The sequence below is a fragment of the Paenibacillus sp. FSL H8-0283 genome, from assembly GCF_045040675.1.
GTDB classification, from domain to species: Bacteria; Bacillota; Bacilli; order Paenibacillales; family Paenibacillaceae; genus Paenibacillus; species Paenibacillus amylolyticus.
Window position 1 is genome coordinate 5,502,200 of the sequence record NZ_CP150295.1, and the last position, 14,179, is coordinate 5,516,378.

The 14,179-nt window shown below is 48.4% G+C and carries 7 protein-coding genes, 9 tRNA genes and 3 rRNA genes; all 19 read right to left on the bottom strand.

The annotated features are described in order from the left end of the window. Nucleotides 1-35 precede the first annotated feature (35 nt). The 19 genes from tgt to MHI52_RS24350 all read right to left on the bottom strand — a co-directional run bounded on the left by tgt (nucleotide 36) and on the right by MHI52_RS24350 (nucleotide 13,736). On the bottom strand, nucleotides 36-1,172 hold the full coding sequence (gene tgt / locus MHI52_RS24260; RefSeq protein WP_036616872.1) for a tRNA guanosine(34) transglycosylase Tgt: 1,137 nt from the start codon (nucleotides 1,170-1,172) through the stop codon (nucleotides 36-38). A 43-nt stretch (nucleotides 1,173-1,215) separates the two neighbouring features. Further along, a complete protein-coding gene (queA, locus tag MHI52_RS24265; protein ID WP_047844089.1) occupies nucleotides 1,216-2,244 on the bottom strand; it encodes a tRNA preQ1(34) S-adenosylmethionine ribosyltransferase-isomerase QueA in 1,029 nt (342 codons plus the stop codon). Nucleotides 2,245-2,250: 6 nt separating this feature from the next. Then, nucleotides 2,251-4,338, bottom strand: a complete 2,088-nt coding sequence (locus tag MHI52_RS24270) for a SpoIID/LytB domain-containing protein (RefSeq protein WP_405157800.1) — start codon at nucleotides 4,336-4,338, stop codon at nucleotides 2,251-2,253. 105 nt (nucleotides 4,339-4,443) lie between these two features. Then, complete coding sequence (ruvB, locus tag MHI52_RS24275) at nucleotides 4,444-5,454, bottom strand: Holliday junction branch migration DNA helicase RuvB (RefSeq protein WP_036616868.1); 1,011 nt, start codon at nucleotides 5,452-5,454, stop codon at nucleotides 4,444-4,446. Nucleotides 5,455-5,509: 55 nt separating this feature from the next. Further along, nucleotides 5,510-6,124: a Holliday junction branch migration protein RuvA gene (gene ruvA, locus MHI52_RS24280; protein ID WP_405157801.1), complete on the bottom strand. Its 615-nt coding sequence runs from the start codon at nucleotides 6,122-6,124 to the stop codon at nucleotides 5,510-5,512. Beyond that, the gene (gene ruvC / locus MHI52_RS24285) at nucleotides 6,121-6,624 is read right to left on the bottom strand and encodes a crossover junction endodeoxyribonuclease RuvC (protein WP_017686765.1); all 504 of its coding nucleotides are present in this window, start codon (nucleotides 6,622-6,624) and stop codon (nucleotides 6,121-6,123) included. The genes ruvA and ruvC overlap by 4 nt, the downstream gene beginning before the upstream one ends. A gap of 306 nt (nucleotides 6,625-6,930) precedes the next feature. Continuing rightward, nucleotides 6,931-7,623 (bottom strand): BofC C-terminal domain-containing protein, encoded by a 693-nt coding sequence (locus MHI52_RS24290; protein WP_405157802.1) that lies wholly within the window; start codon nucleotides 7,621-7,623, stop codon nucleotides 6,931-6,933. A 203-nt stretch (nucleotides 7,624-7,826) separates the two neighbouring features. Then, nucleotides 7,827-7,900 (bottom strand) — tRNA-Pro (locus MHI52_RS24295). 7 nt (nucleotides 7,901-7,907) lie between these two features. Next, nucleotides 7,908-7,986: transfer RNA gene (locus MHI52_RS24300), tRNA-Leu, on the bottom strand. Nucleotides 7,987-8,002: 16 nt separating this feature from the next. After that, nucleotides 8,003-8,079: transfer RNA gene (locus MHI52_RS24305), tRNA-Arg, on the bottom strand. 6 nt (nucleotides 8,080-8,085) lie between these two features. After that, nucleotides 8,086-8,160 (bottom strand) — tRNA-Gly (locus tag MHI52_RS24310). A gap of 24 nt (nucleotides 8,161-8,184) precedes the next feature. After that, a tRNA-Asp gene (locus MHI52_RS24315) sits at nucleotides 8,185-8,262 on the bottom strand. 27 nt (nucleotides 8,263-8,289) lie between these two features. Next, nucleotides 8,290-8,363: transfer RNA gene (locus tag MHI52_RS24320), tRNA-Met, on the bottom strand. An 18-nt stretch (nucleotides 8,364-8,381) separates the two neighbouring features. Then, nucleotides 8,382-8,457 (bottom strand) — tRNA-Val (locus MHI52_RS24325). Between the two features lie 7 nt (nucleotides 8,458-8,464). Further along, nucleotides 8,465-8,536 (bottom strand) — tRNA-Glu (locus MHI52_RS24330). A 4-nt stretch (nucleotides 8,537-8,540) separates the two neighbouring features. Next, a tRNA-Asn gene (locus MHI52_RS24335) sits at nucleotides 8,541-8,616 on the bottom strand. An 83-nt stretch (nucleotides 8,617-8,699) separates the two neighbouring features. Beyond that, a 5S ribosomal RNA gene (gene rrf / locus MHI52_RS24340) occupies nucleotides 8,700-8,816 on the bottom strand. Nucleotides 8,817-8,890: 74 nt separating this feature from the next. Next, nucleotides 8,891-11,816, bottom strand: a 23S ribosomal RNA gene (locus tag MHI52_RS24345). Between the two features lie 367 nt (nucleotides 11,817-12,183). Next, nucleotides 12,184-13,736: ribosomal RNA gene (locus MHI52_RS24350) — 16S ribosomal RNA — on the bottom strand. The 16S, 23S and 5S rRNA genes sit together here with 9 tRNA genes alongside, the layout of an rRNA operon. Nucleotides 13,737-14,179: the final 443 nt, after the last annotated feature.

Here is a 14,179-nt window from a genome sequence, read left to right on the forward strand (position 1 = left end):
TATTGCTTGTTACGCCGGTTTCCTCAAAAACTCAATCAGAAACCTTTGTCATTGTCATGAAGACCATATTGATCGAAAAATTCATCCCGGAAATCAAGCAAACGATCTTCCATAATGGCTTTACGTACATTACGCATCAAATTCTGCAAGAAATGAAGATTATGGATCGTTGTCAAACGCAGGCCAAATGTTTCATCTGCTTTGATCAAATGACGCAGATAAGCTCTGGAATAGTTACGACAAGTGTAGCAATCACATTCAGGATCTAATGGTCCAAAATCGGTTGCAAACTTGGCATTACGAACTACCAGACGTCCTTGACTGGTCATCGTTGTTCCGTTACGGGCAATCCGAGTAGGCAGAACACAATCGAACATGTCCACTCCACGAATAGATCCCTCAATCAACGCATCGGGCGAACCTACCCCCATCAAATAACGTGGTTTATTGGACGGCAACAAAGGTAACGTATAATCCAATACACCATACATCAAATGTTTCGGTTCTCCAACACTCAGTCCACCAATAGCATACCCCGGGAAATCCATGGAAGTCAAATCTGCGGCGCTCTGACGGCGAAGATCTTCATGCATGCCTCCCTGTACGATGGCAAAGAGACCTTGGTCATGCGGACGAGCGTGACTTTCAAGACAACGTTCTGCCCAGCGGCTTGTTCTTTCGAGTGATTTTTTTACATATTCATATTCAGCCGGATACGGTGGGCATTCGTCAAACGCCATCATAATATCGGAGCCAAGTGCATTCTGGATTTCCATCGCCACTTCAGGAGAAAGGAACTTTTTGTCTCCATTCAGATGAGAACGGAAGTTAACGCCTTCTTCCGTAATCTTGCGCATCTCGCTAAGAGAAAAAACTTGGAATCCGCCGCTGTCTGTCAAAATTGGACGATCCCAGTTCATGAATTTGTGCAATCCGCCAGCTTCACGGATGATTTCATGTCCTGGTCTCAGAAACAGGTGATAGGTATTACTCAAAATAATCTGAGCATCCATTTCTTTCAACTCTTCAGGGCTCATTGTTTTGACAGTCGCCTGTGTACCTACAGGCATAAAGGTTGGTGTCTCAATAATACCGTGAGGTGTATGTACACGTCCCAGACGTGCACCGGATTGTTTGCAAGTTTTGATATGTTCATACGTAATTGCTGCCATTGGTTTTAATCATCCTCTAAAAGTTAATCGTTATACCGTTATACTAATATATCAACATGGCATCGCCGAAGCTGAAGAACCGGTATTTCTCTTGGATGGCTTCCTCATATGCCTGCATAATATGTTCCCTGCCTGCTAGTGCACTAACCAACATAACCAACGTGGATTTCGGGAGATGAAAATTCGTAAGCATCCCATCGATCACTTTGAAGGAATAGCCCGGATAGATGAAAATGCTGGTCCATCCGCTGCTCGCTTGCAGTATTCCATTTTCAAATTTGCTGCCTACCGTTTCCAAAGTCCGGCAGCTCGTTGTCCCAACCGCAAAAACACGGTGTCCATTCTCTTTGGTCTGGTTAATCAGATCTGCCGTTTCTTGTGACAAGGAGTAATACTCCTCATGCATAACATGATCTTCAACAACATCAACCGACATTGGTCTGAATGTTCCCAGTCCTACATGAAGCGTAATGAAGGCGACATTAACGCCCTTGGCTCGAATCTGATCCAACAATTCATCCGTAAAGTGCAGTCCCGCTGTAGGTGCAGCCGCCGACCCTTCATGCTTGGCATACACGGTCTGGTACCGTTCGCGGTCATCCAATGTCTCTTTGATATAAGGTGGCAACGGCATCTCACCAAGACGATCCAAAATCTCTTGGAAGATTCCATCATACGTAAACGTAAGTGTACGTGCCCCCATCTCGCCCTCTTCTTCAATGATTGCCTTCAATTCATCACCAAATACGATGACTGAACCGGCTTTCAGCTTTTTACCCGGCTTAACCAGTGCTTCCCACTTGTCGCCTTCCACATTTTTGAGCAATAACACTTCCGCTTTTGCTCCGGTATCTTCTTTTGTACCGAACAGACGGGCTGGTAGAACACGTGTATCATTCAGAATCAATGTATCACCGGGATTCAGAAAATCGATAATATCAGGAAACGTTTGATGATTAATCTCACCACTATCTTTGTTCAAGGTGAGCAAACGGGATGCCGTGCGATCAAGCAACGGCGTCTGTGCTATCAATTGCTCTGGTAATTCAAAATCATATAAGTTCACATTCATTTAGTTTCATTCCTTAACAATAGTCGCATTTTGATAATAGTGTTTCAATATTGCCTGGTAATCATACCCTTCATCTGCCATGCCTTTGGCTCCCCATTGGGACAAGCCCAATCCGTGGCCATTGCCCTGACCGATGAACATGAAGGTCTGACCCTGCGTCACCGCTCTCGCTTGACCATCACCACTCATAACCACAAGTGCATTACCGGATGATGTTCCTGCGCCAGAAGAAGACAATACAGAGGCACCATTTGAGCCGGTTTTACTGGCTGTTTTGCCGTCAGCGCCTAATACAGTATAACTTCCGGTCCCTGCAATATCAAATAAAGTGCTCGGTAATCCACCGAGCGCAGAGCGGTATGTATCGGCATATTTCACCGTCATAGCCTGTCCGTTGGCAGTGACTTCAAGTGCTCTTCCGGAAGGTCCACGCTTGGTCACTTCCAAGGTTGAGATTGAAGCAGGAACAGACGCTGTTGTTTTACCCTGAAGGGATTTAACCAACTGGGCAGACGTGAAAGGTCCTCTCACCCAAGCATAATCGTTGGATTGAGCTACTTTTGCCAGTACAACAGCTTCGTTGCCTGGATTCATTTTGGCTACAGGTTCAACGGTGGATTGAATTAACGGAACGGCACGCACATTGGTATTCTGAGCCGTTACCGTCACTTTTGCCAGTCCTGCATTGGTCTTGGTCGTTAATTCTTTGATGTTGTCCTCACGAATGTACCCGCTAACGCCTGTACCCAGCAGCACATGGTACCATGTATGTAATCCTGCCTGGGCTGATGTATCTCCTGAGCTAACCACATTGGTGAACACACCTGCTCCGCCGTTCCATACCTCAGAAGGATGAGCCGTCTGGCCGCCAGCATTGGAGGAGAATACAGCTTCGATGATTTTCCCACCGCTCTTGACCACTTCTCCAGCCGTTGCATCCACTGCACTGGTTACTTTATCGTTCTCCGAACCAATCCCGTTATAGGCTTGGCTGAGCGTTGTATCCACAACATTCGCAATTTTGAAACGTTCACCCTGTTGAAGCGCGTAGGATCGAGCAGCTACGGCTTGAACTTTCAGAGCTTCAGCAGGCCAGGAGGAATACACCTCTGCCCCTACGACAGAGTACAGGTATTGCTCTAGTGGAACAACGTTGACCAACGCCAGATCACCACTTACGATGCTGATTTCCATATCTCCACGATACGTTCGCTGGGAACGTTCCACTACTTTGATACCATTGCCATTCCCTTGTACCAATGCTTTGGATTCAGTACCTGCAATGGTGTAATGCGGAGCTGTTTTGAGTGCATCCGTACTTAATCCTGCATCCTGGCGGATGATGAGCCCTGCATTAGTGTTGACAGGTGAAAGGCTTACCCCCGGAGCTTTGGCTTCCACACTGTTCTTCAATGCGGTTAATTCCGCATCCGTTGAAGCTTCACCCACCCATACCGCGTATGCTTGGCTTCCACCACTCAGTTGAAGGACTGGATAGACACTACTAACTCCTGTTGATAAAAGGGTGGCTTGTGCTGCCTCTGCTTCCTGAATCGAACCATAGGTTCCAGCAGACAGGCGTTTACTTCCCGTTACAGCTGGCTTTTGACCAGCCAATTGAGCTGCTGCTACCTTTTGTACTCGTGTAACAGCTTGTCCTGCCAGTGCCTCCGTTGCATAGTTGCCTGTGTAGAGCTGGTAAATGGCATTTCCATTCACAGACGTTGTGAACAGCAACGGTTTATCTGCGGTTGCCTGCAACAATTTTGCTGCTGCAGATGCTGCCTTAAAGTCCGCTGTTTCCAACACCTTTACTCGGAATCCATCTGCACTGAAACGGACCTGCCCTGCCGGAAGGCTTACATTTGCGCCACTCTCCGATTGGATGCTCCATTGTCCCGTCGATTCAAGCGTAATGAGTGGTGTAGTTGATTTATACGTACTACCCAGATTTGCAAACATGGCTACCCGGATCGTCTGTCCATCATTTCCTGCTGCATACGCAGGCACTTGCAGACAACCCACTGTCAAAAGAGCTGCCGCCAGTACCTTCAATCGACGACTCCACTTCTTCGTTCGTATTGCTTTTCCCACAATCAGACTCCTCCCCATGCATTTCTTTCACTTTATATCGGGTTAACACGTGATTATTTCAATGTTTATGGTGAACCTTCAAATGAGCATGTTCAACAGATTTGATTATTTCCCGTCTCTTGGTGGAACAGGCAAACCCAAATGATGATAGGCGAGATCTGTTACGATCCTGCCCCTTGGTGTACGCTGAATCATACCAATCTGAAGCAGATACGGTTCATAAACATCCTCGATCGTCTGACTTTCTTCACCGATTGTAGCAGCAATTGTATCCAATCCTACGGGACCTCCCCGGAAGCTGTTGATCATAGATTTGAGCATCTTATGGTCAATGTCATCCAGGCCACGCGGATCAATCTGGAGACGTTGTAGCGCTTCTTCCGCCAGTGTCTGCGTTATAATCCCATCACCACGCACCTGTGCAAAGTCGCGTACTCGTTTTAACAAACGGTTCGCGATCCTCGGTGTCCCACGTGAGCGCAATGCAATCTCTTGCGCAGCATCTCCCACAATCTCCACACCTAAAATTTCGGTAGAGCGTGAGACGATATAAGCCAGCTCATCAACCGTATAGAATTCCAATCGACTGATAACACCAAATCGATCTCGAAGTGGAGCAGACAGCAAGCCAGCACGCGTTGTAGCCCCAATCAGAGTGAATGGTGGCAGATCCAGCCGAACGGAACGTGCACTTGGACCTTTACCAATCATAATATCCAATGCCGAATCTTCCATAGCAGGGTACATGACTTCTTCAACCGTACGATGCAAACGATGAATCTCATCAATAAACAAGACATCGCCTTCCTGCAGATTGGTTAACAATGCTGCAAGATCACCCGGGCGTTCAATGGCCGGGCCTGACGTAGTTCGTAAATTAACGCCCAATTCGTTGGCAATAATATTGGCAAGTGTTGTTTTACCAAGTCCAGGTGGTCCATATAACAAAACGTGATCCAATGCCTCATTACGAAATTTGGCAGCTTCAATATATATCTTTAAATTTTCCTTCACCTGATTCTGCCCGATATATTCATTCAGATACCTGGGACGGAGACTCAACTCAACATTTTGGTCCTCCATCATCAGGTTCGCGGAAATAATCCGATCATCCATGTTCATCCCTACCTTTTTTTGCAGGCTACAGCTATATTATAATATGCAATTTGTATTATCCCGTAAACAGCATTTGCAACGCCTTTTTCATCAACACATCAACGGAATCTGCTGTAGTAACATCCTTTTTCAATTTGAGCCATACTTTATCAAGCTCACTGTCAGTATACCCAAGTGCCTTGAGACCTTCACTTGCCTCATCCCAGGCTGAACCACTTCCCGACTCTTCCGATGGAGGAGCGAACAACCCTGTTGCATACGCTGCCGCGCCAAAACTATCCAGCTTATCCTTGAGATCCAGAATCATGCGTTGTGCAGTCTTCTTGCCGATGCCTGGCAATTTGGTCAAGAACGTAAGATTCTCCTGGTAAATCGCCGTAACCACATGTTCTGGTGTACCTCCAGCGAGTATGCCCAGAGCTACTTTTGGACCGATACCGGATACTTCAATCAGTTTACGGAACAAACGCTGCTCATCCCGTGTAACAAATCCAAACAGCAACATCGCATCCTCACGTACATGATGGTGAGTGTACACGGTAATTTCGCCTTCTTGCTTCGCAAACGCAAATGGATTTGGACAGAATACGCGATAACCTACACCATGAACATCCAGCACAATATAATCATTCTCTACATGAATGAACTGTCCTCTTAGAAAATCAATCATTTTCGCAATACCTCATTCAACTTGGAATTTAATGTATAAGAGTGTGCGTGGCACACGGCTACAGCCAATGCATCCGCTACGTCATCCGGCTTAGGAACGACCTGAAGACGCAAGAACATTTTGACCATTTCCTGTACTTGCTTCTTCTCTGCTTTACCGTACCCCACAACAGCCTGCTTGATCTGCATTGGCGTATACTCTGCAATAGGCAGACCCTTCTGTGCGGCAGCGAGTACCATAACGCCTCTAGCCTGACTGACAGACATTGCTGTTGTAACGTTCCGATTGAAAAAAAGTTTCTCCAGCGCTACTGCGTCCGGTTTGTATTTATCAATCAATTGCACCATACCTTCATATACGTGAAGCAACCGTTCCTCTTCAGGGGTATGAGCTTCCGTCTGAATACATCCATATTGTACGGGTACCACCTTACTGCCGATTTTATCCACAAAACCAAAACCAACAATCGCAATCCCCGGGTCAATTCCCAAAAAACGCAAAACCATCTCTCCCTCACAAAAGCGAACATATGTATCGTTCATTTCATTATAACAAAAGATAGACCCTGCGGCAGGAAAAACTTTGTCTAACTGATTACTCGCCTTTATTCGTGAATTTTTTACGTGTTTATACGTATTTTCATGTATTTCAGTTCAAACGACAAAAAGGACATCTCTTCGATGTCCTTCATCACATTCCACGTATTTTAGATTCAATCGCTTGGTTACGTAAACCACCAATGTTATTGCTTGCCACCATCGTTTCAGTACTTCACAATTTTAATACCGTAGGTGAGGACGTTTGGATTACCCGCCATTACGGATTAAATGATGGTCTTCATCCACGGCATAGTCACTGAACGTAGAGATTACGCTATCATATTCATCCTTGTCCTGAATCCGAATACCCTGCTGCAATTGCTCCAGTACCCCTTCTGGCAAAGAACTCTCCAATGTCCCAACATCCAATTGAAAGAACGTACGAATAACCTTCTCTTCTCCAGGCTTACCTTCGTACAAATTAAGGTTCCCTACAGCATCTATGCTGATATAAGCCTGTTGTTTACAAAGCGGTGAAAGGTCATCTACACGTTGCTTCAAATGCAACTCATCTGATGTTCCAACGGTAGCATCCCATTCCGGATGTTGAGCCAGCAGCATCTTCAACTGTGGTCTAGCCATCTTGCCTAACTGCTCTGTTTCCACTCCGCAGATGTACTTTGTCTCCAAAACCACACTTGTTAAATGATCCGGATCAGAATCAAGTTGCTCTACTAACGCCTGAATCTCCTGTTCTGATCTTGTTTCCTGCGTAACAGGGCCCATCACACTGGTTGCCTCACTAAAATTAGTTGTCAGCAAACGCTCTATCGCCGATGAGATGGACAACCCGCTGTAAGCCAATATCGTAACTGCAAGCAAAGCCGCCGTCATCCATACTGTTCGTTTCCACCTTCGCCAGCGTCTCTTGAATTGTTTTCTGAAGTTAAACGTGTTCACATGAACCCCTTCTATCACTTTTTAAACCTATTGTGACCTAAAGATTGAGGCTTTATGCACAATTAACTTGTTGTCTGAAGAAGGAACACACATGTGTTAGGTTAGAGAATTTGTCATAGTGAATACCGGAACCTGCATATATAGAATCTTATATAGATAAATATAAAAAAACACTATCTAATTATAGATAGTGTTTTTAGAGATCGGGATGACACGATTTGAACATGCGACCCCCTGGTCCCAAACCAGGTGCTCTACCAAGCTGAGCTACATCCCGTTATATATACCGGCGAGAGGACTCGAACCTCCACGGTTTCCCACTCGATTTTGAGTCGAGCGCGTCTGCCATTCCGCCACGCCGGCAAATTTGAAGTTATAATGGCGCGCCCTGAGAGATTCGAACTCCCGGCCTTTTGATTCGTAGTCAAACGCTCTATCCAGCTGAGCTAAGGGCGCAAATATTGGAGCGGAAGACGGGAATCGAACCCGCGACCCTCGCCTTGGCAAGGCGATGCTCTACCGCTGAGCCACTTCCGCATACGGTATTAATAAATATAAAAATGGCGGAACCGACGGGATTCGAACCCGCGATCTCCTGCGTGACAGGCAGGCATGTTAGGCCAACTACACCACGGTTCCAGATCACTTTCTCAAAGGAAAGTATAATTGCGGGGGCAGGATTTGAACCTGCGGCCTTCGGGTTATGAGCCCGACGAGCTACCGGGCTGCTCCACCCCGCGTCGTTATAAAAATTTATATGGTGGAGGCTGAGGGGATCGAACCCCCGACCCTCTGCTTGTAAGGCAGATGCTCTCCCAGCTGAGCTAAGCCTCCATCTATATGACCCGTAGGGGATTCGAACCCCTGTTACCTCCGTGAAAGGGAGGTGTCTTAACCCCTTGACCAACGGGCCTTAATGGCTCCCCGAACAGGGCTCGAACCTGTGACAACTCGATTAACAGTCGAGTGCTCTACCAACTGAGCTATCAGGGAATATATGCATTTGCAGTGCAAATGCAATTCATCGTACAACATCAACATGCAGAGCCTGTTTTCTATGTATGATGAAAGAGTTCGCTTGGCGGCGTCCTACTCTCCCAGGACCCTGCGGTCCAAGTACCATCGGCGCTAGAGGGCTTAACGGTCGTGTTCGGGATGGGTACGCGTGGAACCCCTCCGCCATCGCCACCAAACGCGTAGCTTACATTTCAGAGATCGTTCTCTGAAAACTAGATTCGAAACGGAACACGCGAATTACAACTTGCTATTGGATAAGCCCTCGACCGATTAGTACTGGTCAGCTCCATGCATTGCTGCACTTCCACCCCCAGCCTATCTACCTCGTCGTCTTCAAGGGGTCTTACATACTGGGAAATCTCATCTTGAGGGGGGCTTCACGCTTAGATGCTTTCAGCGTTTATCCCGTCCGTACATAGCTACCCAGCGGTGCTCCTGGCGGAACAACTGGTACACCAGCGGTACGTCCATCCCGGTCCTCTCGTACTAAGGACAGCTCCTCTCAAATTTCCTACGCCCACGACAGATAGGGACCGAACTGTCTCACGACGTTCTGAACCCAGCTCGCGTACCGCTTTAATGGGCGAACAGCCCAACCCTTGGGACCTACTTCAGCCCCAGGATGCGATGAGCCGACATCGAGGTGCCAAACCTCCCCGTCGATGTGGACTCTTGGGGGAGATAAGCCTGTTATCCCCAGGGTAGCTTTTATCCGTTGAGCGATGGCCCTTCCATGCGGTACCACCGGATCACTAAGCCCGACTTTCGTCCCTGCTCGACTTGTAGGTCTCGCAGTCAAGCTCCCTTATGCCTTTGCACTCTTCGAATGATTTCCAACCATTCTGAGGGAACCTTTGGGCGCCTCCGTTACTCTTTAGGAGGCGACCGCCCCAGTCAAACTGCCCACCTGACACTGTCCCCGCACCGGATTACGGTACCAGGTTAGAACCTAGATACGATCAGGGTGGTATCCCAACGTTGCCTCCATGCAAGCTGGCGCTCACACTTCAAAGGCTCCCACCTATCCTGTACAGATCGTACCCAAATTCAATATCAAGCTGCAGTAAAGCTCCATGGGGTCTTTCCGTCTTGTCGCGGGTAACCTGCATCTTCACAGGTATTAAAATTTCACCGGATCTCTCGTTGAGACAGCGCCCAAGTCGTTACGCCATTCGTGCGGGTCAGAATTTACCTGACAAGGAATTTCGCTACCTTAGGACCGTTATAGTTACGGCCGCCGTTTACTGGGGCTTCGGTTCACAGCTTCGGATTGCTCCTAACCACTCCCCTTAACCTTCCAGCACCGGGCAGGCGTCAGCCCGTATACTTCGCCTTACGGCTTCGCACAGACCTGTGTTTTTGCTAAACAGTCGCTTGGGCCTTTTCACTGCGGCCCCCTCGTGCTATTCACACTACCGGGGCACCCCTTCTCCCGAAGTTACGGGGTCATTTTGCCGAGTTCCTTAACGAGAGTTCTTCCGCGCGCCTTAGAATACTCTTCTCGCCTACCTGTGTCGGTTTGCGGTACGGGCACCATCACCTGGCTAGAGGCTTTTCTTGGCAGTGTGAGATCATGACCTTCGCTACTATAATTTTCGCTCCCCATCACAGCTCAGCCTTACAATGTGCGGATTTGCCTACACATCAGCCTTACTGCTTAGACGGACATCCATCAGTCCGCGTCACTACCCTACTGCGTCCCCCCATTGCTCATAACGGCTTACGGTGGTACAGGAATTTCGACCTGTTGTCCTTCGACTACGCCTTTCGGCCTCGCCTTAGGTCCCGACTTACCCTGAGCGGACGAGCCTTCCTCAGGAACCCTTAGGCTTTCGGCGGATCAGATTCTCACTGATCTTTTCGTTACTCATACCGGCATTCTCACTTGTATAATGTCCAGCGCTCCTTACGGTACACCTTCAACCCTTATACAACGCTCCCCTACCCCTGATGCAAAGCATCAAGCCATAGCTTCGGTGGTGTGTTTAGCCCCGTTACATTTTCGGCGCAGAGTCACTCGACCAGTGAGCTATTACGCACTCTTTCAATGATGGCTGCTTCTAAGCCAACATCCTGGTTGTCTGTGCAACTCCACATCCTTTCCCACTTAACACACACTTGGGGACCTTAGCTGATGGTCTGGGCTGTTTCCCTTTTGACAATGGATCTTAGCACTCACTGTCTGACTCCCGGAAGTAAGTCTATGGCATTCGGAGTTTGACTGAGCTTGGTAACCCTTGCGGGCCCCGCACCCAATCAGTGCTCTACCTCCACGACTCTGTTTTCCGAGGCTAGCCCTAAAGCTATTTCGGGGAGAACCAGCTATCTCCGAGTTCGATTGGAATTTCTCCGCTACCCCCACCTCATCCCCGCATTTTTCAACATGCGTGGGTTCGGGCCTCCAGTGCGTGTTACCGCACCTTCACCCTGGACAGGGGTAGATCACCCGGTTTCGGGTCTACGTCCACGTACTAATTCGCCCTATTCAGACTCGCTTTCGCTGCGGCTCCGGCTCTTCACCTTAACCTTGCACGGGAACGTAACTCGCCGGTTCATTCTACAAAAGGCACGCCATCACCCCTAAAACGGGCTCTGACTTTTTGTAAGCACACGGTTTCAGGTTCTATTTCACTCCCCTTCCGGGGTGCTTTTCACCTTTCCCTCACGGTACTGCTTCACTATCGGTCGCTAGGAAGTATTTAGCCTTGGCAGATGGTCCTGCCGGATTCATACGGGGTTTCACGTGCCCCGCACTACTCGGGATCCGTCTCGGAGGGAACCAACTTTCAACTACAGGGCTTTTACCTTCTTTGGCGGGCCTTTCCAGACCTCTTCGCTTAACCGGTTCCTTTGTAACTCCATGTGAGACGTCCCACAACCCCAAAGAGCAAGCTCTTTGGTTTGGGCTTCTCCGCGTTCGCTCGCCGCTACTGACGGAATCACTATTGTTTTCTCTTCCTCAGGGTACTTAGATGTTTCAGTTCCCCTGGTATGCCTCTACATAACCTATGTATTCAGTTATGAGTAACTGGAAATTACCCCAGCTGGGTTTCCCCATTCGGACACCCCCGGATCAAAGCTTGCTTACAGCTCCCCGAGGCAGTTTCGTTGTTCGCCACGTCCTTCATCGGCTCCTAGCGCCTAGGCATCCTCCGTGTGCTCTTAGTAGCTTAACCATTTTGTTCCGGTTTCGGTCGCTCGCTTCCCTTGTTTTGCTTGCGCAAAGCCAAAAGTCGCTCTCACCCGATACCATCACAAAAGCAATTTAACTACCTTTATACACTTGACTTGTTTGCACAAGTTCAGCTTAAAGGAATGTTCTAATTCGCGTTTGTTTCGTTTCGATATCTAGTTTTCAAAGAACAAGCTCCATGCAAAAGCAAGCTGTTTGAGAGTTTGAGCTCTCAAAACCGAACAACGAGTGAGTGTTTTGTGCTCTTCATTTCATCCACACCGAAGTGACGGACCGAAATAAATCGCTGTTGCAGGTTCTAAGAACCTGCTTATTTGAATGTTTCCGTTGCAGGAAACGATTCTCCATAGAAAGGAGGTGATCCAGCCGCACCTTCCGATACGGCTACCTTGTTACGACTTCACCCCAATCATCTATCCCACCTTCGGCGGCTGGCTCCTTGCGGTTACCCCACCGACTTCGGGTGTTATAAACTCTCGTGGTGTGACGGGCGGTGTGTACAAGACCCGGGAACGTATTCACCGCGGCATGCTGATCCGCGATTACTAGCAATTCCGACTTCATGCAGGCGAGTTGCAGCCTGCAATCCGAACTGAGACCGGCTTTGTTGGGATTGGCTCCATCTCGCGATTTCGCAGCCCGTTGTACCGGCCATTGTAGTACGTGTGTAGCCCAGGTCATAAGGGGCATGATGATTTGACGTCATCCCCACCTTCCTCCGGTTTGTCACCGGCAGTCTATCTAGAGTGCCCATCCGAAATGCTGGCAACTAAATATAAGGGTTGCGCTCGTTGCGGGACTTAACCCAACATCTCACGACACGAGCTGACGACAACCATGCACCACCTGTCTCCTCTGTCCCGAAGGAAAGATACATCTCTGCATCGATCAGAGGGATGTCAAGACCTGGTAAGGTTCTTCGCGTTGCTTCGAATTAAACCACATACTCCACTGCTTGTGCGGGTCCCCGTCAATTCCTTTGAGTTTCAGTCTTGCGACCGTACTCCCCAGGCGGAGTGCTTAATGTGTTAACTTCGGCACCAAGGGTATCGAAACCCCTAACACCTAGCACTCATCGTTTACGGCGTGGACTACCAGGGTATCTAATCCTGTTTGCTCCCCACGCTTTCGCGCCTCAGCGTCAGTTACAGCCCAGAGAGTCGCCTTCGCCACTGGTGTTCCTCCACATATCTACGCATTTCACCGCTACACGTGGAATTCCACTCTCCTCTTCTGCACTCAAGTCACCCAGTTTCCAGTGCGATCCGGGGTTGAGCCCCGGGATTAAACACCAGACTTAAATGACCGCCTGCGCGCGCTTTACGCCCAATAATTCCGGACAACGCTTGCCCCCTACGTATTACCGCGGCTGCTGGCACGTAGTTAGCCGGGGCTTTCTTCTCAGGTACCGTCACCTTGAGAGCAGTTACTCTCCCAAGCGTTCTTCCCTGGCAACAGAGCTTTACGATCCGAAAACCTTCATCACTCACGCGGCATTGCTCCGTCAGGCTTTCGCCCATTGCGGAAGATTCCCTACTGCTGCCTCCCGTAGGAGTCTGGGCCGTGTCTCAGTCCCAGTGTGGCCGATCACCCTCTCAGGTCGGCTACGCATCGTCGCCTTGGTGAGCCGTTACCTCACCAACTAGCTAATGCGCCGCAGGCCCATCCCCAAGTGACAGATTGCTCCGTCTTTCCAGTTTCCTTCAGGCGAAGAAAACAATTATTCGGTATTAGCTACCGTTTCCGGTAGTTGTCCCAAACTTGAGGGCAGGTTGCCTACGTGTTACTCACCCGTCCGCCGCTAAGTATCAAGAAAGCAAGCTTCCTATCAACTCCGCTCGACTTGCATGTATTAGGCATGCCGCCAGCGTTCGTCCTGAGCCAGGATCAAACTCTCCAATAAAGTATTGAAAAGAGCGATAAGCTCATTTTGAATCTGACGAGATTAAAAATCTCATTTGTGCTCCAGCCGATTCAAGCCAAGGCTTGTCTCAAACTTTCGCGTTCATTCTGCAAGCAGAATGTTTACTCACTCGTTGTTCAGTTTTCAAAGATCAAACTTGTTTCATTACCTCTTATGTTTCCCGTGTCAGCACTGTGTTTCAGCGGCGACTTAAATAATATATCATACGGCTGAATGTAATGCAACAGTTTTTTTCATTTCTTTTCTTTAGTAGTTTTACATTAGCTAGAGCTATCATATCCGTACCCTATCTTGTCCTATCATATTAGGTCATGCTCATAAGGTACAAATATTTTAACACATTCATGAAAGGGTTTACAATAACTTCTTAATAAAATGCTTTCTATTATTTCCTGAGCAACTATCTCCGTTATGTGCAACTC